The 20,811-nt window shown below is 41.5% G+C and carries 15 protein-coding genes; 7 read left to right on the top strand and 8 right to left on the bottom strand.

Features of this window, described 5'->3' with window-relative positions:
* Window positions 1–49: 49 nt before the first annotated feature.
* Entirely contained in the window at window positions 50–1,432 is a 1,383-nt protein-coding gene (locus PN447_RS05120; RefSeq protein WP_271761346.1) for an NB-ARC domain-containing protein, read from the bottom strand.
* A 174-nt stretch (window positions 1,433–1,606) separates the two neighbouring features.
* Here PN447_RS05120 and PN447_RS05115 point away from each other — a divergent pair, with 174 nt between their 5' ends.
* Window positions 1,607–3,880, top strand: a complete 2,274-nt coding sequence (locus PN447_RS05115; protein WP_271761345.1) for a DEAD/DEAH box helicase — start codon at window positions 1,607–1,609, stop codon at window positions 3,878–3,880.
* Window positions 3,881–4,177: 297 nt separating this feature from the next.
* Here PN447_RS05115 and PN447_RS05110 read toward each other — a convergent pair whose 3' ends face one another.
* Window positions 4,178–5,323 (bottom strand): DegT/DnrJ/EryC1/StrS family aminotransferase, encoded by a 1,146-nt coding sequence (locus PN447_RS05110; protein WP_271761343.1) that lies wholly within the window; start codon window positions 5,321–5,323, stop codon window positions 4,178–4,180.
* Window positions 5,324–5,512: 189 nt separating this feature from the next.
* On the opposite strand from PN447_RS05110, the gene PN447_RS05105 reads away from it, so the two are divergent.
* Together PN447_RS05105 and PN447_RS05100 are read left to right on the top strand one after the other, a co-directional pair.
* Window positions 5,513–6,298 carry an ABC transporter permease gene (locus PN447_RS05105; RefSeq protein ID WP_271761341.1) on the top strand — a complete coding sequence of 262 codons (786 nt, stop codon included), beginning with the start codon at window positions 5,513–5,515 and terminating at the stop codon, window positions 6,296–6,298.
* A 45-nt stretch (window positions 6,299–6,343) separates the two neighbouring features.
* Entirely contained in the window at window positions 6,344–8,185 is a 1,842-nt protein-coding gene (locus tag PN447_RS05100) for a tetratricopeptide repeat protein (protein WP_271761339.1), read from the top strand.
* An 11-nt stretch (window positions 8,186–8,196) separates the two neighbouring features.
* On the opposite strand, the gene PN447_RS05095 is transcribed toward PN447_RS05100, so the two are convergent.
* Both PN447_RS05095 and PN447_RS05090 read right to left on the bottom strand, forming a co-directional pair.
* Window positions 8,197–9,081 carry a succinate--CoA ligase subunit alpha gene (locus PN447_RS05095; protein WP_271761337.1) on the bottom strand — a complete coding sequence of 295 codons (885 nt, stop codon included), beginning with the start codon at window positions 9,079–9,081 and terminating at the stop codon, window positions 8,197–8,199.
* A gap of 132 nt (window positions 9,082–9,213) precedes the next feature.
* Complete coding sequence (locus PN447_RS05090) at window positions 9,214–10,428, bottom strand: succinate--CoA ligase subunit beta (RefSeq protein ID WP_271761335.1); 1,215 nt, start codon at window positions 10,426–10,428, stop codon at window positions 9,214–9,216.
* Window positions 10,429–10,732: 304 nt separating this feature from the next.
* Between PN447_RS05090 and PN447_RS05085 the strand changes: the two genes are divergently transcribed.
* Window positions 10,733–11,467 (top strand): DUF1995 family protein, encoded by a 735-nt coding sequence (locus PN447_RS05085; protein ID WP_271761334.1) that lies wholly within the window; start codon window positions 10,733–10,735, stop codon window positions 11,465–11,467.
* Window positions 11,468–11,523: 56 nt separating this feature from the next.
* Here PN447_RS05085 and PN447_RS05080 read toward each other — a convergent pair whose 3' ends face one another.
* Complete coding sequence (locus PN447_RS05080) at window positions 11,524–13,275, bottom strand: ABC transporter ATP-binding protein (protein ID WP_271761332.1); 1,752 nt, start codon at window positions 13,273–13,275, stop codon at window positions 11,524–11,526.
* A gap of 221 nt (window positions 13,276–13,496) precedes the next feature.
* The gene (locus PN447_RS05075) at window positions 13,497–14,237 is read right to left on the bottom strand and encodes a hypothetical protein (protein WP_271761330.1); all 741 of its coding nucleotides are present in this window, start codon (window positions 14,235–14,237) and stop codon (window positions 13,497–13,499) included.
* Window positions 14,238–14,531: 294 nt separating this feature from the next.
* Here PN447_RS05075 and galE point away from each other — a divergent pair, with 294 nt between their 5' ends.
* Window positions 14,532–15,536 carry a UDP-glucose 4-epimerase GalE gene (gene galE / locus PN447_RS05070; RefSeq protein ID WP_271761328.1) on the top strand — a complete coding sequence of 335 codons (1,005 nt, stop codon included), beginning with the start codon at window positions 14,532–14,534 and terminating at the stop codon, window positions 15,534–15,536.
* 51 nt (window positions 15,537–15,587) lie between these two features.
* On the opposite strand, the gene PN447_RS05065 is transcribed toward galE, so the two are convergent.
* Window positions 15,588–16,208 carry a hypothetical protein gene (locus tag PN447_RS05065; RefSeq protein ID WP_271761326.1) on the bottom strand — a complete coding sequence of 207 codons (621 nt, stop codon included), beginning with the start codon at window positions 16,206–16,208 and terminating at the stop codon, window positions 15,588–15,590.
* A complete protein-coding gene (locus PN447_RS05060; RefSeq protein ID WP_271761323.1) occupies window positions 16,186–17,448 on the bottom strand; it encodes an urease accessory protein UreH domain-containing protein in 1,263 nt (420 codons plus the stop codon). Before PN447_RS05060 ends, PN447_RS05065 begins: the two co-directional genes overlap by 23 nt.
* A 375-nt stretch (window positions 17,449–17,823) precedes the next feature.
* Here PN447_RS05060 and PN447_RS05055 point away from each other — a divergent pair, with 375 nt between their 5' ends.
* On the top strand, window positions 17,824–20,586 hold the full coding sequence (locus PN447_RS05055) for a protein kinase domain-containing protein (RefSeq protein WP_271761321.1): 2,763 nt from the start codon (window positions 17,824–17,826) through the stop codon (window positions 20,584–20,586).
* Complete coding sequence (locus PN447_RS05050) at window positions 20,565–20,747, top strand: hypothetical protein (RefSeq protein WP_271761319.1); 183 nt, start codon at window positions 20,565–20,567, stop codon at window positions 20,745–20,747. Before PN447_RS05055 ends, PN447_RS05050 begins: the two co-directional genes overlap by 22 nt.
* The last annotated feature ends 64 nt before the right edge of the window (window positions 20,748–20,811 follow it).

Raw genomic sequence — 20,811 nt, 5'->3', positions numbered from 1 at the left:
CTTTGATCATCATCTTCATAATTTATCACTCATGATAGAAGTCGGGGATCTAGTTTAAATTTCTCATATATTCCCGAAAAACGGAAGATAATGAAAACATCACCTTATCTTCTTTAATTTTCACCACTAAATACCGTTGCTGCAAAGATTGTAAACCGTTATTAAAATTAACTGAGGATAAATTTAAGGTTTCTATTAACGTTTCTCTTAATTCTTCTCTGTAAATAGGGGTTTCAAATTTACTCAGTTGTAATACTATTTGTTGTTCTATAGGTGATAAACGGTTAAAAGTCTCTTGAAAATAAGACTGCATTTGCTGGGTAATATGTAATGTATTTTCTGCTAAAAATTCAACAACTTCACCATCATAATTTTTGTTGATTAAGACCGTAATAGTTTTTAAAAACATCAAGTTACCTGTATATAGCTTGATTAAGTCTAACCAAATATCCTGATTTTTTAAGCCTGTGTTTTGGAGAATATCAGGATGATATAAACCTGAGATTTCTAAAGATTTGATGGGATATAATTCTATATCTAAAGATTCCATTTCTGGACATTGTTCTTGACTAATTAATATAATATTACTTTGATGTTGGGTTTCTGTAACAAGTTTGAATAGGGTTTGATAATCTTGATATTCTGGTTGATATTTTCCCGCAATTTCACCAGGAGTAAAGATATTTTGGATATCATCAAGGATGATTAAACATCTGTTGTTGGTGAGAATATTAAATAGTTGTTTGATTTTATCGTCTAGATTTTTTTCAGGTTCTTGTTTACAGACTTGCAATAAATCATCAATCAGTAAATTTAGAGATTTGGGATATTTTAAACTTTTCCAGATAATGATTTCAAATTTATCGAGGTTTAAATCTATGAATCTTTTTACTAGGGTGGTTTTACCTATTCCTGATGTTCCTAAGATGGAGGTTAAGCGGGTGTTTTGGTTTAATATCCATTGGGTTAGGGTTTGCAGTTCGGTTTCTCGGTTGTGAAATTTGATGATTTGGGGTGCTAGGGTGAGATCATGGTAAATTGTTTTAGTTTTATATTTCTGTGTATTATTATCTTGCTCACCTTTATTATATTGAAAAGTTGCTTGTGAACTAAAATTAAAAGTATGGTTATTATTTTGTTTATTTTTATTTTGAATAATAATTGGTGATGATGTTATGTGTAATCTTTCAAAAGTAGAACGAAAATTATTTTTTTTAATATCTTCACCTAATGCTTTAGATAAAAGTTGCCATAGTTCAGAACCTACATCACCTATATGATTTTTAGTAACATTGTGTTTTTGTGCAATATCATCATAGGTTTGTCTTTCCCATGTTCCTGCAATTACAGCAGTTTGAATATCATCTAGATGCTTTCCAGTTTTATCAAAGACTATCTGATCAACAAATTTTACAACTTCGTTTACAGTCATAAAAGCTATACATAGTATGGTTTTTAACCATTATAGCTAAATGTGATCCCATTTTTTCCGTTCTTTTCCGGTTTTTTTCTTAGTATTTTGTAAAACAAGAACAGTATAAATCCGTATTTGCAAGACTGAAAACTATAGTATAAAGAATTAATCTACACATAAACAACAAATACAATGACTACAAAAGCTAGACAAGGTTTAGCACGTTTTATTACTACAGAAGCTATTGCACCAAATAATGATGCTGGTTATCAAAAAGTTTGGGATGCAGTCAGAGAAGCATTTTCTTCTAGTCGTGAGTCTAGTATTGGGTATTGGCGTTATCCTCTTTTTCTGCAAGTTGGCAATCGCCGCAAAGAACCAGATATACTTATTGTTGATCAACAATGGGGGATTATTGTAATAGAAGTTTGTCCTGTAAATATTGAACAAATTACATCAGTTAATGATAATTATATCCAGTTTTCCGATAATACTCTACAACAAAATTATTCTCTGGCAAATATTTTTCAATATGCCGCAGTTTTGCGTAAATATTGTGATCAAGAACCTATTAAAACTCCGGAATCAGATATTCAACAAAAAATCATTGGACGTACTTTAATTGCTTTTCCCAATATTAGTACAAAAGAATGGCAAGAAAAAGGATGGACGGGAACAGAAGAGGGTACACCATTTATATTTAATAATCAACTGGGTGAAGTTGGTTTAAAAAACCGTATAGAAAAAGCTCAGGCGGCGATTACAGGCGAACCATTAAATGATAGTCAATATAAATCTCTTTTGAGTGTTATAAGTGGAACATCTATTCTGCGTAAGTTTTTAGAAAAAATAGAATCTGCTGATCATCAAAGTCTTTACAATATATTAGTAGAAGCACAAAAACTGATGTATGAATGGGATATTAAACAGGAACATATTGGTAAAACTATTCCACCAGGTCCACAACGAGTAAGAGGAATTGCTGGTTCAGGAAAAACTGTTCTTTTTAGTCAAAAAGCAGCAGTTATGCATCTGAAACATCCTGAATGGAAGATCGCTTTTGTCTTCTTTACTCGTAGTTTATATGACCAAATCGAAAAATTATTTGAGTTATGGATAGAGCATTTTACTAATGGAGAAATCGAATATAAAAATTTAGCTGGTTCAAATTTAAGAGTTCTTCATGCTTGGGGTGCAAGAGATAGAGACGGTTTATATGCAGAAATTTGTAAAATCGAAAGGGTAAGAAAGTTAAATCCAGGTGATACAGGAGAAGGAAGTCCTAATAATGGATTAGCCTATGGTTGTCGAAACTTTTTGGAACAAAAGCCGAAATTCAAACCTATTTTTGATGCTTTAGTGATTGATGAAGGACAGGATTTAATGACTGAGGCTTATCTAAAATTTACAGCAGAAGATGGTGAAGAGAAACAGTCAATTTATTGGTTAGCATATCAATCATTAAAATCTGTTACTGAGGATCAACCTGAGCAAAAACGTCTGATTTGGGCTTATGATGAGGCACAGACTATACATTCTACAGGAGCAGTTGCACCAGCGGGAAAAGAAGTATTTGGTGATAAACTCCGTAATATTCTGGGTGGTAGTAAAGGTGGTATTTATCCGGGGGGTATTCGTAAAGCTTATGATATGGAACGTTGCTACCGTACTCCTGGAGAAATCTTAACTGCTGCTTATGCTCTTGGTACTGGTTTATTAAGAACAGAAGGAATGTTCAAACCTCAACGCATGACTAAACGAGACTTAGAATCTATTGGGTTTGTGGTAGAAGGTAAAATCAGCAGTAATGCTAAAATTACTATTACCAGACCTCCAGAAAATTCACCTAATCCTGTTCCTAGCCTCTCTAATCATCCAGTTATTAAATTTGAAAACTATGATTCTCGTGAAGATGAGCTTTTGGCATTAGTAGAGAAAATTAAATATAATTTACAAGAAGATAAATTAAACCCTAGTCGCAACATTTTAATAATTGCTTTGGGTTATACTACTCCGCCTTCGTATAATGGTAATAACTTAGAAAGAAAAATAGCTGATTTTCTAATAAATTGTGGAATTGATATTTATATTCCTAGCGCATTATCATTAAATAATATTCAACCTGAATGGCCTAATAATAATCGTGATTTATTCTGGTTTGATGGTGGTATAACCGTTTCTAGAATTGATCGGACTAAGGGAAATGAAGCAGATATGGTTTATGTAGTTGGGTTAGACAACATTGCTAAAAAGGAAAGCGATACAAAACTACGAAATCAATTATTTGTAGCTTTAACGCGCTCTCGTGGTTGGGTCAATATCAGTGGTATTGGTAATTATCCTTTCTATGAAGAAGTAAATAAAGTAATTGCACAAGGTAATACTTTTACTTTCACTTTAAAAGGAGTGACACCACTTCAAAATGCTAATGATGATTTAACTGAAGAAGATGAACAAAATCTTTAATATTCAGTAGTAGGTTGGGTTGAGGAAAGGAAACCCAACACCACATATATCAATCTTGAATAAACTCACCTATTTACAATAATAGTTTAGATAAATGAAATTGTCACCAATCAGGATGTGCAGGATTTCAGAGGATGTTTGTCTAGTCATGATTAGTGTATCAACTATTGTTTGACCCCACCCTCACCTTTCCCTTGATAAGGGAAAGGGGACTGGATTTAATGAATTAAATGGGGTAATGATGTGATAAAAATTACCTGTTGAAAACTTATCAAACAACCTCTGGGTAATACTGTTCTACCCCAAGCTGTCTTTGACAGCATAAATCACCTGGTCTTGCTGTAACTGGGTGAGTTCTGGGAACATGGGTAAAGATAACACCTGATTACAAGCTAACTCAGCTACTGGTAATTGTCCGGGCTGATAGCCTAAATATTGATATACTGGCTGTAAATGTAAAGGATGGGGATAATAAACCATGGAATTTACCCCCCGTTCTTGTAGTTGACTCCGTACCCAGTCTCGGTAGTTGGGGCGCACTATTCCCTCAGTGCTGGAAATGCGAATAGTATACTGATTCCATACACTCAGCCCCCCGGGTATTTCTTGGGGGACAATAATATCTGGAATGTGACTGAGAAACTGCTGGTAATAAGCGGCGATCGCCCGTCGTTGGTGATTCCAAGTATCAAGATAACGGAGTTTAATTTGCAAAATAGCCGCTTGCAGACTATCTAAGCGACTATTTATACCAATTTCTTCGTAGTAATAGCGATTTTTCTGCCCATGCTCCTTGAGTATCCGTAATTCTGCTGCTAGTTGAGGATCATTGGTGGTAATGGCTCCACCGTCACCGCACCCGCCGAGATTCTTAGTAGGGTAGAAACTAAAGCAGCCAATATCTCCTATGCTACCAACTTTTTGATTATCCCAGGTTGCACCTGTGGCTTGAGCGCAATCTTCAATCACTGCTAAATTGTGAGACTTAGCGATGGCCATCAGTGCTGTCATATCCACCGGTTGACCAAATAAGTGCACCGGGATGATTGCTTTGGTTTTAGGTGTAATGGCTGCGGCTACTTGCTGCAAGTCAATATTTAAAGTATTACTGTCAATATCCACAAAAATTGGTGTTGCACCCACCGCGCTAATAACTTCAGCCGTGGCCACAAAGGTAAAGGGTGTGGTAATCACTTCATCACCTGTACCAATTTCCAGAGCTCGTAAAGCTAAGTAGAGAGCATCAGTACCTGAGTTGCAAGCTATACAATGATTAGTCCGATGATAGGCAGCAAACTCTTGCTCAAAGCTTTCTACTACAGGGCCACCAATATAACGCCCAGAAGTTAAAACTTCTAAAACCGCCGCACTCACTTCTGCTGCAATAGTAGCATATTGGTGCTGAATATCAAAGGCAGGGACGGAATTTACGCTCTGGATCATAAGTTTTCATTTGCTCTGAAAATACAAAGAATGCACTGGGACAGCCAATTGTGAGGCTCGTTGACTTTTATTAAACAACTTGCTCAATACGTCGCTACGGATACCCATCAAAGCTGGGTTTTTACTGTAATTATTGTATGGTTAACAATACCATTGTTAAGCAGTCAGTCTGTGGGAGATGAATAACCTATGCAGGATTTAATAAGGCTGGATTTGGTTGATTTAGTGATTGCGGTGGGATTGATGGCCATAGCCATCGGTTTATCTACCTGGGAAAGGTTAGGACTAGAGTTAAACTTAGCTATGGCTACCGGTAGAACTATCTTACAACTACTCGTATTAGGATACGTTTTAGACTTCATATTTGCTTTGGATAATGTTTGGGGAGTTTTGGCGATTTTAGCAGTAATCTTAACTATTACAGCTATGGTGGCCAAAAATCGCATCAGTGTGAAAATTCCCCGGGTTTTACCTTTGGTATGGGGCGCAATTTTAATTAGTACAGCTTTGACGGTTATTTATACTAACTTCTTGATTATTCAACCGGACAGGTGGTATGAACCCCGTTATGTAATTCCTCTAGCAGGGATAGTATTAGGTAATGCGATGAATGCAGCGGCGATCGCCGGGGAACGTCTTGTTAGCACTCTGAACTCACAGTATGTGGAAATAGAAACACACTTGAGCTTAGGTGCGACTCCCCACCAAGCAGTTAGCCAATACCGGAAACAAGCCATTAGAAGCGCATTTTTACCAACTCTCAATCAAATGATGCTCATGGGTATGGTGGCTATTCCGGGAATCACCACCGGACAGTTAATCGCCGGAATTAGTCCCCTTGATGCTGTATACTACGAAATTGTAATTATCTTTATGGTGGCCATGGCTAACTTGCTGACAAGTATTTTAGTCACCAGAGGATTGTATCATCAGTTCTTTAATTCTGCTGCCCAGTTGGTGACCCCTGGGGATTGATGGCGATTTTGTTAGAATAGGGGTTTACCTTCCCCAGGAGCTAAAGTGTCTGAATCTGTGCCAATACGCGATAGCTATCTCGCTTTAATTGATGAAATTGTGGAATCTACCCTCCAGGGCAAAATTAGCTCTGTAGAAATGGTGTATCAAATATTGCAAAAAAAAATAAAGGCGGGAACAGGAGAAATATTTGAATTAGTATTGAGCGATCGCCTCAGTAGCATTCAAAGCCAAGTTGATTCTCAAACAGATGAACTGAAAAAAGCCAAAGCCAACCGTAAATTGAGAGCGGTGAAAACTATTCAAACTCAATGGCAAAGATATTCCCAGCACTATCAAACCACAGAAGCGATCGCAAGCGCAATTAAAGAAATTACCACGGCCGCTACAGATGAACGTCTGACGATTTTTTTACGTGTTATCGACCCCAATCAAAAGCAACCACTAAATATACAGTCAACAAAGCAGTTAGCCAGCGGGTTACAACAATTTGCTCAGGTAGATACTGACTTACAGGAAATATCCCAGGGAATTACCCGCGGTTTAGCTAACTGGGAACGACTACAAGAGCACCTAGTCAGCTGGATGTATGAAAGCAATCAACAATTAGGTTTTGGTGGGGTTCCCACAGAAAGTGGTCCTTGGGCAACTTGGGCAAAGCAGGTTAATAGTAATGTATGTCAAGCACTGTTTCACGCCCTAGCAAGGGAACAATCTGTCTGGGAATTTGCACAACAGCAAGGCAGTATCAGCCTGAGTGACTGGGTAGAACTAGGATTAATTTTACAATACCTGCAACGAGGTTTAGTCAACTGGTTCGACCAACAGGCTTACAACGTCCAAGCAGGATCAAAGTTATCAATTTCTACATTTTTAACCTTTGCAGTCATTTGGAGCCAGTTAGCAACTGGTTTTAATCATCAACCCATATACAGTCATGGCTGCTCTCAAGTTATGCTCCAGATCCTGCGCCACTTTGCCCAGCGTCCCTATTTTCCCCTGTATGGTGGCATTTTTGCCTCTTTTTCTGGTGGTTACTTACGGGATGCTTTGGATTATCTCGATGAACCACTGCGACGAGTAGAGGGAAATCAGCAAAAAGCTAGAATTATCACCCTTTTAGGCTATTCACAACGGGCTTTAGGACAATATGAGCGTTCTATTGCGTTTCACCAGCAAGCACTGGAGATCGCTAGAAACGCGGGCGACCTCCCCTGTGAACTCGCCAATCTCAACCACCTGAGTCGTACCTATGTACAACAGAAAAATTATGCTCAGGCCATTAACTACAGTCAACGAGCATTAATGCTCAGTCGCCAAGGAGGGGAAAGGACAGCACAAGCCAATGCGCTGGTAAATTTAGGTTACAGCCAAGTTATGGAGGCGCAACAGCTAGAACAAATAGAAACAGAGGTTTATGAAACAGCTATTAATTATTTAGAACAAGGGTTAAAGTTATCAGAACAATTGGGCGATATTCAAAGTAAAGCTCTATGTTTTAGTAGCTTAGGTATTGCCTATTTAGTTATCGGTCAATCATCCGCGGCAATTCCCTATTTAGAAAATGGGTTTAAAACAGCCCAAGTTGCTGGAGATTTATATCTCCAAGGTCGGAATTTAGCTTACTTATCTGAAGCTTATTATAACTTACAAAACTCAGAGAAAGCTATTTATACTGGTAGCTTAGGAATGTATCTGTTAGAGCAAATTGCTTCTAGTGAATGGAGACAACCAGCAGGGTTACTGGCAATTTTACGGGGTCAAATAGGAGACGAAGCTTTCCAACATCTACTACAGCAAAATCGCACCAAAATGATTGCGATTATTGGTGTGGATGGATATGATTACATCCGCCAATTGTTAGGAAGGTACGAGGAAAGTATGTGATATTTACTCAATCAAGACTTCATCGCCTTTTTAACCAATTCTGGAATCAGAGAAAGACGTTCAGCAACAGTCACTTTTGCGGCTTCAAAAGCAGCTAATTTACTTTGTGCAGTGCCAAAATTAGGCTCACGTCCAATAACTGTAGCCAAGGTGCCACTTTGTCGCCAATTTTTTGGTCTTGGTGCGTGTCTACCTGCAATATAAGCAATGACTGGTTTATCAATGGCTTCAGCAATATACTTTGCTGCTGCTTCTTCACTATCGCCACCGGGTTGACCGACTAAAACGATCGCTTCTGTGGTTTCATCTTCATCGAGAATTTGCAGCCATTGCAGAAAGGATGAACCGACGATCGCATCACTACCAATACTCACACTAATGGATTGCCCTAAACCAGCTTTAGTTAGTTCCCAAGCAACCTCGTATGTGAGGGTACTGCTGCGGCTAACGATACCAACCGCTCCTGGTCTATATAATTCACTAGGTTGAGTACCCAAAAGAATTTTACCCGGTACGATAATTCCCGGACTGTTGGGACCTACTATCAAGGTTTCACCCGCTTCCGACTGACGCAGTAATTGCACCATATCCAAAGGTGGTACCCCACCTGAAATGATAATTATCTGACTGATATTAGAGGCGATCGCTTCTAAGGCTGCATCTAAAACTTGGTACGGATGTACGCAGATAATTGCCGTATCAATTGCGCCGAATTCTTCCACCACCTCTTCTACCAAATCGAAAATTGGCAGATTGTAGAGTTGCTGTCCACCACATCCGGGATTGACACCAGCAACCAAATTTGTACCATACGCTTGCATTTGAGCGATATGATTTGCTGAAATAAATTCAGAAAAGCCCTCAATTAATACCTTACTATCTGGTGTTAAGTTCATAAAACATTTTAGTAGCTTTAGCAATTATCTGTGTTCATCTGTGTACCCTACAGGAGTCCGCTAAGGCCTCTACATCTGTGGTTAAAAAATTCTGACCTCATGAGTAAGTAAACAAGAACAAAACCAAAGGCTTTACCCATCACGTTTGGTAAAACTCACAGATGTTGCCACTGCCTCATCTAAATTTTCCAGTACTATCAGAGCATCAGGTTTAGTATTTAATCGCCCTAACAATTTTTGAGCCGCAGCGAACTCAGATCCAGCAATGCGGACAACCAAACGGGGAAAATGATATCCTCGGCGGGTTCTGCTGCTACAAGCTACACTTGCTGATTGAACTTCGCGGTTGTCCTGCTGCATAAAATTGCTAATGATTTGCGCTACTTCCTTGGTCTCAGTTACACCACCGATCAGGTTTAGTAGTATAACTTGAACACTCTTGTCAGCGGCTAAAACATTTAAACCTTTAGCAAGGCGATCGCAGAAAGTTGTCGGTGAAACATCTGTGAGCAAAGCATGGCGCAGGTTCAGACAACTACCAGGTTTACCACCTGCACTAGTGACTAAATCCAATGTAGCCATCATGGAACCAGTACCATTAGCCAAAATGCCAATTTTACCATGCAGTTCTAAACCATCCCAATTACCTAACTGAGGGTTGATGGTACTTCTACCGTGACGTTTAGCTGTTTTTACGGCTATTTCCTCCAAGTCTGGATGGCGGCCAATGGCCCGTTCATTGATAGTGACTTTACCATTGAGAGCCATCACTTCACCTGAAGCACTTACGGACAAGGGACTAATTTCCACCAAATCCAAGTCTTTTTGGATAAATAACTGGTACATTTTGTCAACTACAGAGCTGACAGACTGGATTAATTTTCCGCGTAAACCCATTTTTAACGCCAGTCGCCGCGCATAGAAAGGAGAAAATTCCTGTTCAACCACAACGTGATGCATTTTTTGCCCCGCGGATTCCCAGTCGATATCCGCTTCTGTGCCGCCTAAAAGCACTGGTCGGCACACAGCAGTATCTAAGACTACTGCTAGATAAAATTCTTTTTCCCCTATATATTGGGATTCTCCTAGTATAACTTCCGGTAACTCGCCCCAAATTGGCAAATTAAATATAGTCTGTGCCGCTGCGATCGCGTCAATTGTTGTTTCTACAAACCTGACCCCACCAGCTTTCGCCCTTTCTCCCGTGTATACTTGGGACTTCAGTACAATCGGGTAGGGAATTTTTAACCTTTTCAAATCTGTAGGATGGTCAATTCGTTGGGAAGGCAATACGGGAATGCCTATTTTTCCAAACCACTCTTTAACTTGGTACTCCAATAGCTCCATATACTTGCACCCTATATTTACACTTCCAAAAGCATTTTGCCGGTGCTGGTTTTAACTGTTTATAGCACTAGAATTACATAATTAAGCTGCTTTCGTGTTATTTAAAGTAATTTATTCATTATGTATTAATTCTATCGGATTACATCCAGAATGCCAATGTATTTTTTTAGATGGGAATATGAATACTGTAATATAAAAAGTTATTATTTACTCATTAATTTAGTAAGTAAGTAAAAAACTCTGGTGTTGCCGTTGCCAAAAAGACTGAAACAATGGAAGTAGAAGCTATATTCATATATAAACTATGCCTGAACTTCCCAAAAGTCTGGAAGAAGCCATCGCTCAATCTCGCATGGCCACCCAAGCCGCCCTTACAGACGGGTACACTCGCTTACAAGTTGATTTTCTGTTCCCAGAACTAAAACTGATGCCCGTGGCGGCGGAATTTTTGCCCGTATTTGCCAAATATGATTCCCGTCTGAAAGTTTTCTTTGCCGATGCTGGTGCTGCGGCCCTGGCTAACCGTGATTGGCAGGATACACCATTTACAATTTTGGATATCGGTACAGGTAGGGCGGCCTCCCTACAATCGAAAATTCACCCAGATGATGAAATTTTCTTATTTATTTCCCCCTCCTCTGTAGAAGTTCCCCAGGTGGAAAAGTTATGCGAAGAGATAGGCGATCGCCCTTTTGTGATGTTAAATCCCCGCCTGGAAGATTCTGGGGTTGTGGGTATTGGTTATACAGCTAGGCAAACCCGCCAGCGTTTTATTAGTACCATTGAATCTTGTTACTACCTGCGTCCTGTGGATGATACCACTGCTGTATTTCGCTGCTATCCTGGACTATGGGAGGTCTGGGTAGAAACAAATGGCCAATATGAAAAAGTGGCGGAATTACCCAAAAGACCAACAGGTGATGAGTTGGATATGATTGTCATCCAAGGACAACCACAAACACTTAAGGATGGTGTACCGCCGAAAAAGCCGAGTGTGTTGAAGAGTTTACAACGCTTCTTGAAGGCTTTGAGTAGTTAATCTCAAATCAGAAAAATCAACCACAGATGTAGATTGTCTGTATCTGTGGTTGATTTTCAATGTAGTAACTCTTCTACCTGGTGCTGATGCCACAATTTTTTGTAAAGACCATCTGTTTGCAATAGTTCTGAGTGATTGCCTATTTGGACAATTTTGCCCTTATCCATCACAAAAATCCGGTCAGCCGCCGCGGCCGCCGATAACTGATGAGTGATGAAAATTATGGTTTTGCGACTGCCTTTACTGGTAAGATTACGTATAATTTTTGTAGCAGTTTGATTATCTACACTGGAAAGGGCATCATCTAAAATTAGGATTGGAGCCTCCACCAACATCGCCCTAGCTAAGGCGGTACGTTGTCGTTGACCTCCAGAAAGAGTTATACCCCGCTCCCCCACAATGGTTTCATATTCCTGGGGAAAATTCCTAATTTCGCCATCAATTTGGGCTATTTTAGCAACATCCTCTATGAGTTGTAATTCACCGACTGGGTCACCGTAGCGGATATTATTCTTAATTGTAGTGCTAAACAAAAAACTATCTTGAGGAACATAGGCAATGGACTGACGTAAATCCGCCAATGATATCTTAGTAATATCGACATCATCGAGGAACAATTGCCCCGGTGGAATATCTAACAAACGCGGTAAGGCATTAGCTAAAGTTGATTTACCAGAACCAATGGCCCCCACAATGGCCAGTGTTTCCCCAGGAAAAATAGTAAAGCTGATATGATCTAAAGCCGCAGTACTGGCACCAGGGTAGGTATAACTGAGATTAATGGCCCTGATTTCTCCTTTAATCTCATTCTTGGGCAAATGTACAGTATCCGGTGCGTCTTGAATTTTCGGTGTTACAGACAGAATAGACTCCAGGCGGTCAATACTCACTTCACCACGTTGATAAGCTGTAATCGTAAAACCTAATAAAGCTGTGGGAAACACTAAACGTTCTACATAAATCAGCAGGGCCAAAAAATCTCCTACAGCCAGAGTTCCCGTAGAGATTTGTAAGCTTCCCAGCCAGATGATTACCAGAGAACTGAGATTAGCTAAACCACCAATTAAAGGAAACAGTATATTGCGGCTTTTAGCCAGTTGTAGGTTAGCCGCCAATAGCTGCTGGTTCTTTTGACCAAACGCTCGACGCTCATTGTCTTCTTGGGCGTAGATTTTAATTAGAGCAATACCGCTAATGTCCTCTTGAATTAGTTCACTTATGTCGGATAGTTCTTCTTGTACTACAGCTTGCTCCTTACGGAGACGATTGCTAAATAGATGTACTAACCAGAACATGAAAGGATACACAGCCAAAGAAGCTAGTGTAAGATTGACACTAATTGTCAACATTATTGGTAGGGTGAGAGCATAGGCAAAGATAGTATTTGCTAAACTCAGTACAGCAAAACCCACCAACCTCCTCACATTGTCTACATCACTGGTGGCCCGATTAATTAAATCTCCAGCAGTATTAGTGACAAAATAAGCGGGTTCCAGCTTGAGTAGGTGTTCAAAAATGCGTTGTTTCAGGTCAAATTCTACCTGTCGCCCCACCCCAAACAGCCAAATCCGCGAAGCCATACGGATGAGCCACATGGCGGAAGTGAGCAAGACAATTGGGACGACATAATATAATATTTGGTTGAAATTAAACCTAGCCGAAAGTTGGTCAACGGCTGAACGAATCAACCAGGGAATATAAACACCCAGCCCATTGACAGATAATAAAGCAAGAATGCCTAATGTAGTTTCCCGCCAATGGGGACGTAAATAAGCACCTATTTTAGCCAGTCGTCGAGATTCTGCCATTAAAGCGATATTGCAACTTAATTATCCTGAGGATCAACTGCTGATAAATCTCTTATGTTATAGGAATTTCAGCAACCCGCCCTATCCTACTTTAGCGAATAGAGAAGCCAATCAAGCAGCAAGTCAATATTTTTCAGATTAAACCACAGATGCCGACGGATAAATAGGAGCAAATATCTGTGGTTCATTATTCGGTGATTCCTATTTTTGCACTTTCAGCTTTAGCGAGGTGCTTGGTCACCACGCAAGAAAAAGTAAATCTGGTTGAGATAACTTTCCCATACTTGGGTTGTCAGTTGCAGGGTTTCCGCACTAGGTACAAAGTCCTCAATTCGCAAGCCGCGAGTGCTGTCTGGACGAGTTTGGGCTAGGTAAGGTAAAACATTCACACCCAAAGAATTAAAGGCTATATTTGTATGACTTTGTTCTTGATTGAACAAGATATTATTCCCCACCACATCAGAAATTATCGGGGGTGCAGTTGCTGGTCCCAATGCCACCAGAGCCTCTACAGAATTAGTATTGGGTTTCATGGATGAAACTACTCTAGAATCCTGAATAAATTCCTGTGTTGCTAAGTTGGTATATCCTAATGTTGCTATGGGTACCCTGACCAAAAAGTAGGCGATCGCTGGTGTACTTGCTAACAGTAAAATTGTCAGCGACCAACCGAGCAAATAACCGCCTGGTTTTTCTATCCCGCCCCCCTTAATCTTCTGGGCGGCAAACATCATTAGTAAAATAGAAGCGCCCAAAGGCTTGAGGGGAAATGATACTACCTTCCACAAAGATGCCACAGCTGGTTCGTTAGGGTTAATAAACGACAAAGCTATGACAATCAAAACAACGACTAAAACTAATCTCCCGATAAAGGTTCCGGAAGGATAAAACCTCTGAAACAAGGAGTATACAACAGTGCCAATCAGCAGCCATAGCAGTACTCGGCTTAGTAATAGAAACATAGATTAACTCTCAAATTTTTTGGTGCTGTAAGCCAGTTTCAAATAGGAGTTTCCCCCATGAGCAACTGACATACACGTAATGATCAGTCTAGAGATTCACCGACAGAAGATGTATTTTATCGTCAAATTGTAATCGTACTATTACTTGAGAGCAAATACACCCAGCCTAAGACCTCGTAGTGATTTTAGTCCAATTTTTTCATACTGCCTCTATTATTTGTGATTTTTCGGATCGATAATGTGGCATCAGTAAACTAAATTAATTCAATGGTTGTCAATTCCCAAGGAGAAACTATGTCTTCTGCAAGGCCGAGCATCTTAGTCACGGGGGGAGCTGGATATATTGGTTCTCATACTGTGTTGGCTCTTAAGCAAGCGGGTTATGAAGTTGTCATACTTGATAATCTGGTTTATGGGCATCAAGATTTGGTAGAAAAGGTGTTGCAGGTAGAACTCGTAGTGGGGGATACAGGCGATCGCCCTTTGTTGGATGCCTTATTTAAAACCCGCAATATTACTGCTGTTATGCACTTTTCCGCCTATGCCTACGTAGGTGAATCGGTGACTGACCCGGCTAAATATTACCGTAATAACGTTGTAGGTACTTTGACGCTGTTAGAAGCGATGCTGGCTGCATCTATTAAAAAATTTGTCTTCTCTTCCACCTGTGCGACCTATGGAGTACCGGAAATCGTACCTATACCGGAAAACCACCCCCAAAACCCCATTAACCCCTATGGGGCTAGTAAGCTGATGGTAGAGCGGATTCTTTCTGACTTTGATGTGGCTTATGGTTTGAAGTCAGTACGGTTTCGCTACTTTAATGCAGCTGGTGCTCATCCGAGTGGCTTACTAGGGGAGGATCATCAACCAGAAACCCACTTAATCCCCTTGGTGCTGCTCACAGCTTTGGGTAAAAGAAATTCCATTTCTATTTTTGGTACAGATTACCCCACCCCTGATGGTACTTGTATTCGTGATTATATTCACGTCAGTGATTTGGCAGATGCCCATGTTTTGGGTTTGCAATATCTCTTAGAGGGTGGGGAGAGCGAAGTTTTTAACTTGGGTAATGGTAATGGCTTCTCCGTCAGAGAAGTGATTGCAGCCGCAGCAGAAGTTACTGGTATGAGTATACCAGTGGCAGAATGCGATCGCCGCCCCGGTGATCCCCCTTCTCTGATTGGTAGTGGTGAGAAAGCCAGAAAAATGCTCAATTGGCAACCTCAATACCCTGGGATTAAAGATATTGTCACTCATGCTTGGCAGTGGCATCAACAGCGACATATGTATATGTAATTACAGGGGTTTCGCGGTAGTTAGGAGGTATTGCAATACCTCCTCTTGAGGTTACCTTACCCGAAGTATCATAAATCCAATAGCCAAAGTCATAACAATTACCAGTACTAGCACGGTAATACTTAACCGTGACCTGACATTCACATCTTGAGTGGGTGTATTATTGGTTTGTTTGACTGCATTTATAGCTGTTCCCCTAGCTACAGTCACGTCAAACTCAAATTTAAATGGTTTAAAACTGCCCTCAGTGGTAGGTTTACCGATTAGCTGTAGCTGATACCGTCCTGGCTTAGGGAACATAATTTCAGCACCGGGAATACCTTGATAACGTTCAGCCGTCACCGGTTCTAAATCGGGTGCTATGAGGGCTGGTTCTCCGGGTACATAAGGTTGAGCATAAATCAATAATTCACAATCACACTCTGTCAAAGGAAGCACCTGACCACCTTTACGAGTCAAAGCAAACCAAGCTTGGGTAAGTTCCCCAGCACGAGGCTGGTCATTTGGTTCCATGTGGAGAGTAGCACCCACATCTTCAGCTATTTGCACTTGATGAGCAAACAGAGGATGAGCTGTAATTATTGATATAACTAAGCAAGTCAAAAATAACAAGTAATAGATAATTCTTGGTTTGTTACCATACCAGTAACTAGGATTTGCTAGGGGGTACATAAAACTTTTGTATATTTAACTTTGACCAGAACCAACTTGAGCGCACCAATAACACGCCCACGGTAAGAGTTCCTAGTAATACTACCGCTAATTGATTGCCCCATGTTAACTGCAAGGAACCTAAATAATGGGAACCAATCAATACAGCATGAATAGAACTTAAAAGTAAAGCTGGTAAACTCAATAGATGAATCTGTCGCCAAACTTTACCCAAATATTTTTGCAGTGATTCAAAACTTGTCAAGGCTGCGGGGGTAATTAACACTAAAGCTGCAGCACCCGCAGCCATACCCCAGCGAAAATCCGGCGGTAAGAACCAGAACGCTGCCAATTGCCACTGCAATGAATGTGCCATCATGTGGGTGGTATGCACCACAGCCAGGACAAAAGCACCCACACCCAAACCGCGACGGTAACGCAAGGGTGAAGCCCACAGGCGGCTTATAGGACGGGCAATTAGTGCCAAGATTAAGCAGAGTAAGGCGGCGTGTCCAGTATAATCTACCATGGTGTCGCCAGTCCGTAACAAAGTTAGTACGCCAATGGTGAGTGTTACCCAGCCGCCTAAGCGAAATAATTGACTGCGCTGGTCTTTATTTACCAAGGAGGTGGAAACACCCACACCTAGCATAGTGGGTAGGGTTCCCAGTCCAAAAGCCAGCATAGTTGCTGCACCCATCCATAAGTTTCCTGTTTCCGCAGCTTTAATCTGAGCAGCATATAAGAAACCACAGGGCATTAAACCCCAGGTCATGCCTAAAAGTATGGGTGTCCACCATCTGTTTTGATGGGAAAGTTGCAGCATCCCTAGACTCAGACGCTCATGTAAACTTCCTTTGAGTAACGGATGTAATACGGGGATGCGCGGTAGTAAATCCGGTGTTACTTGTCCTAAACCAAACCAAATCAGCATTAATCCGGTAATAATTGCCATCCAACGCCGGAAATCACTACCTACACCGGCAAACTGACCACCTTGGAGTAAGACAGAACCCAGGGACCCTATACCAGCACCAACTAGGGCATAGCTGAACATTCGCCCTAAGTTTAACAGGAAATGAAATTTTAATTGTTGTCGCCAGGTATTGGGTATTTTTTTTTCTGGTGTCGGTTGGGGGGGAACTGTTGGTCTGGGCTGCTGAGATAGGGAAAAGGCCACGGTTAAAGGGCCACACATCCCAAAGCAATGCCCAAAACTGCCCAGTAACCCCAGGATGGTGATCAGTGACAAATCTAGCATTATGATAAATTCCGCAGGCACTCTTCTAGTGCGGAAACTTACCGTAAGTTCTGGGATTTGTCAAAAGACGATCTGTCAAACTTGGCTGACGGGGTGAGAGAATATATTAGGTTGGTTGGTGCTATGGGGTATCTTTGGAGGGGGCGTAAGATCCCCGACTTCTTACATAATTGAAATAATCTCATATAATTTGTGCAGAAGTCGGGGATCTGTGTGACTCGAAGATCATGTATTTGATTATGTTGACGATTAGGCAGATCCTTCCATGGAATATCAACAAGCTCACGGAACTAGAAAAGCTAGGCTGAGATTTTCGTAAAGAATCCCGTATTTGTGGCCGTCTTGATTAACCCAGCCATCCAAGTAACTCCTCTTATGACCCGTCTAATTTGTGCTAGTACCGGTAAATCAATTAATCTCCTGACTGAACTGGCTAATAGTGGTGAGGCTAAAGTTTGGCGGACTGATCACAGTGGTTATTTAGCTAAAATTTATCACCAGTCCACACCGGAACGAATGCAAAAGTTAGCGGTGATGCTCGACTATCCACCCCCTGATCCAAATCGCCACATCAATCATATTTCTTTCCCTTGGCCTCGGTCAGTCCTCAAAAATGCTCAGGGTGATTTGGTGGGGTTCTTAATGGAGGAAATTCGGGGGGGAAAAGAAATTTATGATGTGTATCACCCTCTACGGCGCAACAAAATATGTAAACTACCGGCTGATTGGCGGTTTCTCCATTATACAGCCCAGAATATTGCCTCAATTATAGGGGCATTACACGATAAAGGGTATGTGTTAGGTGATATTAAGCCGCAAAATATTTTAGTCAATGATCAGGCTTTACCTTCAATTATTGATACAGATTCTTTTCAGGTGCGTCATCCTCAAACTGGTAAAGTTTACCGTTGTTTGGTGGGAACCCCTGAGTACACACCACCGGAGTTAATTGGTCAGGACTTTGCAACCATTGAGCAAACAGAAATCCATGACCGATTTCGCTTGGGGATGATTATATATAAATTATTATTCAGTAATCAAAATCCATATGCGGGGAGGTGGAAAGACCCAGGGGAACCACCAGAACCGGGTGAATATATTAGTCGGGGTATATGGCTATATTCTCACCATCAGTTACTGGAACCCGTAGATAGAACCATACCCCTAGAAATTCTCCATCCACAGGTAAAAAGTTGTTTTCTCAGATGCTTTAATGATGGGTATAAAAATCCTGATTTACGCCCCAGTGCACAGGAATGGTTCCAGGCCTTAAGAGTTGCTAGTCAAAGTTTAATACTCTGTAAGCAGATTGACAGTCATTACTATAGCCAAAGTTATGGTAGCTGCTATTGGTGCGATCGCGTTAGTAAAATTGGGGTTGAGATTTTTCCAGGGAGTGTAAAAGTCCAGCCGTCCCCTCCTAATTATGCACCCCAGAGCCAACCTGTAACCAGTGCAACGACTCAAACATCCCCATCAGCAAAAGTTACAACCTCACCCAGTGGTAACTTTTCACCCACAACCCTCACTGGTCATTCTGACTCGGTTGGGTCTGTAGGATTCAGCCCAGATGGTCAAACCCTAGCTAGTGGGAGTGGGGACAAGACTATCAAACTGTGGGATGTGAGGACCGGTAAGGTTCGCCACACCCTCACCGGTCATTCTAGCTGGGTTTATTCTGTAGGATTCAGCCCGGATGGTCAAACCCTGGCTAGTGGGAGTGGTGACGAGACTATCAACCTGTGGGATGTGCACACAGGTGAACTTCGTCACACCCTCACCGGTCATTCTAGCTCCGTTTGGTCTGTAGGATTCAGCCCAGATGGGCAAACCCTGGCTAGTGGGAGTTCTGACAAGACTATCAAACTGTGGGATATGAACACAGGTAAACTTCGCCACACCTTCACCGGTCATTCTAAATCGGTTTGGTCTGTAGTATTCAGCCCAGATGGTCAAACCCTGGCTAGTGGGAGTGATGACAAGACTATCAAACTGTGGGATGTGAACACAGGTAAGGTTCGCCACACCCTCACCGGTCATTCTGGCTATGTTAGGTCTGTAAGATTCAGCCCGGATGGTCAAACTCTGGCTAGTGGGAGTTGGGACAACACTATCAAACTGTGGAAAGTTGGGGCATTTTCTGCTACTTCGGTCAAGACAACCCCACCCCAGCGCCAACCTGTAACCAGTGCAACGACTCAAACATCCCCATCAGTAAAAGTTACAACTTCACCCAGTGGTAACTTTTCACCCAGAACCCTCACCGGTCATTCTGACCGGGTTTTCTCTGTAGGATTCAGCCCGGATGGTCAAACCCTGGCTAGTGGGAGTGAGGACAACACTATCAAACTGTGGGATGTGAACACAGGTAAGGTTCGCCACACCCTCACCGGTCATTCTAACCCGGTTTATTCTGTAAGATTCAGCCCGGATGGTAAAACCCTGGCTAGTGGGAGTAATGACAAGACTATCAAACTGTGGGATGTGACCACAGGTAGAGAGCTACACACCCTCACCGGTCATTCTAACCGGGTTAATTCTGTAGGATTCAGCCCCGATAGCCAAACCCTGGCTAGTGGGAGTGATGACAAGACTATCAAACTGTGGGATGTGACCACAGGTAGAGAGCTACACACCCTTACTGGACATTCTGGCTTGTTTTCTGGTGTTAATTCTGTAGGATTCAGCCCTGATAGCCAAACCCTGGCTAGTGGGAGTGATGACAACACAATCAAACTGTGGGATGTGACCACAGGTAGAGAACTACACACCCTTACTGGACATTCTAACTGGGTTAATTCTGTAAGATTCAGCCCGGATGGTCAAACCCTGGCTAGTGGGAGTTGGGACAAGACTATCAAACTGTGGGATGTGCAAACAGGTAGAGAGCTACACACCCTCACCGGTCATTCTAACTCGGTTTATTCTGTAGCATTTAGCCCCGATAGCCAAACCCTAGCTAGTGGGAGTGAGGACAAGACTATCAAACTATGGGATGTGCAGACAGGTAGAGAGCTACACACCCTTACTGGACATTCTGACTCGGTTTATTCTGTAGCATTTAGCCCAGATGGTCAAACTCTGGCTAGTGGGAGTCGTGACGAGACTATCAAACTGTGGCAGTTAAGGTACCAGTGAATCAAAGTTCATCTACAATCAGGGTTATTTCTACCCAAAAAAAATGGGCTTTAGCTGTGGCTGATTACATCCAAGCTATTGCCATTAATCCTAATTACCTTTTATCTTACAGCGATTCACAGCGATCGCAGTCTTTTAGACAATTACTTAACAAATCTTAATAAACCCAGGGAGAACCTGTAACCACACCCAGGAAACCACATCCCCGACTTTTATGATCATCTG

The organism is Anabaena sp. CS-542/02 (genome assembly GCF_028331085.1).
GTDB classification, from domain to species: Bacteria; Cyanobacteriota; Cyanobacteriia; order Cyanobacteriales; family Nostocaceae; genus Anabaenopsis; species Anabaenopsis arnoldii.
This window is presented reverse-complemented; position numbering and strand designations above follow the sequence as displayed.